General features: G+C 60.0%; 2 protein-coding genes. Both read left to right on the forward strand.

Going from position 1 to position 1,530, the window contains the following annotated elements; genetic code table 11:
* A partial coding sequence (locus RMO15_RS19960) for a polysaccharide deacetylase family protein (protein ID WP_309715952.1) occupies positions 1-416 on the forward strand: 416 nt, incomplete at its 5' end.
* Complete coding sequence (gene serC / locus RMO15_RS19965) at positions 413-1,495, forward strand: 3-phosphoserine/phosphohydroxythreonine transaminase (protein WP_309715956.1); 1,083 nt, start codon at positions 413-415, stop codon at positions 1,493-1,495. The genes RMO15_RS19960 and serC, both read left to right, overlap by 4 nt.
* Positions 1,496-1,530: the final 35 nt, after the last annotated feature.

Raw genomic sequence — 1,530 nt, forward strand, 5'->3', positions numbered from 1 at the left:
GCTACACGCACCCAAACCTGACCTTTCTCACCCCGGATGCCGTCCGTAAAGAGCTCTGCCGCACCAGTGTGGTCGTCCGCGAGCTCACCGGGAAGCGCCCCCGTTTCTACCGCCCGCCCGGCGGCAACTTCAACGGCGCAATTGCCGATGCCGCCTCGGCGCTTGGGATGCACGGGGCGTACTGGACCGTGGATGCCTTCAAGTTCGAGTACGCCCCGTTCACGCCTGCCGATACCGCCGCCTTTGTTCTCAAGAAAGTCAAGCCCGGCACGATTCTGCTGATGCACAATGCCCCAGACAACACCATCGCAGCGCTCCCACAGATTGTCAACACGCTCCGCAGCCAGGGCTACGAGTTTGTCACCATGAGTGAGCTCGTTCAGCGTAGCAAACCCTCCTCCCCTACAAAACCATGAACCGAATCTACAACTTTTCTGCCGGTCCCGGCATCCAACCCGTCGCTGTTTTAGAAGAAGCCAGTCAGGCTGTTTTAGAGTTCCAGGGCTCCGGGATGTCTATCCTAGAGCTCTCGCACCGGGGCAAGCACTACGACCCGGTTCATGCCGAGGCACAGGCGCTTGTTCTCTCGACCCTAGGGCTCTCTGAAGACGAGTACACGATTGCGCTCCTCGGTGGCGGAGCGAGCATGCAGTTTGCGATGCTCCCGATGAACTTTATCCGGCCAGGCGATACTGCCGACTATGTGGACGCGGGCGAGTGGGGTGCAAAAGCCATCGTGGAGGCGGCACGCTTTGGCAGTGTCCATCTTGCTGGCTCATCCAAAGCCACGAACTACGACCAGCTCCCAGAGGTTACTCCCTCGGGCAAGAGCCGCTACTTCCACCTGACCACCAACAACACCATCGAGGGCACCCAGGTCTTTGACCTTCCTGCCACAGGAGGTGCGCCACTGGTCGCCGATGCCAGCTCGGATATCTTTGGGGTGCACCGGGACTACAGCAAGTTTGACTTGATCTACGCCGGAGCGCAGAAGAACGCGGGGCCTGCGGGCGTGACCCTGGTGGTGATCCGCAAGTCGTTTTTAGAGACGGCTCATAAAGACCTGCCCCCGATGTTTTCCTACATCACCCAGTGCGAAAAGCAGTCGCTCTACAACACGCCGCCGGTCTTCCCGATCTATGTTCTGGGACTCACCCTCAAGTGGATCGCGGCCCAGGGCGGGGTGAAGCGAGTAGCCGTCCACAACCAGGCCAAGGCGCAGCTAATCTATGATGCCCTAGATGCGTGCCCCTCGGTGTTCTCGTCGTGCGTCGCCATGAAAGAGCACCGCTCCTGGATGAATATCACGTTTCGTCTGGCCACTCCCGAGCTAGAGAAGCACTTCCTGGCGGAGGCAAAAGCGGCAGGCATGGACGGCTTGCCAGGACATCGTAATGTCGGCGGCTTCCGCGCCAGTATCTACAACGCCTTCCCTATCGCAGGCTGCGAAGCCCTCGCCGCCCTGATTCGCGATTTTTCAAGACGCAACGGGTAAGCCCTCCTACCCCCCGGCCCCCTTCCTCCCAATAA

Source organism: Armatimonas sp. (assembly GCF_031410135.1).
Lineage (GTDB): Bacteria > Armatimonadota > Armatimonadia > Armatimonadales > Armatimonadaceae > Armatimonas.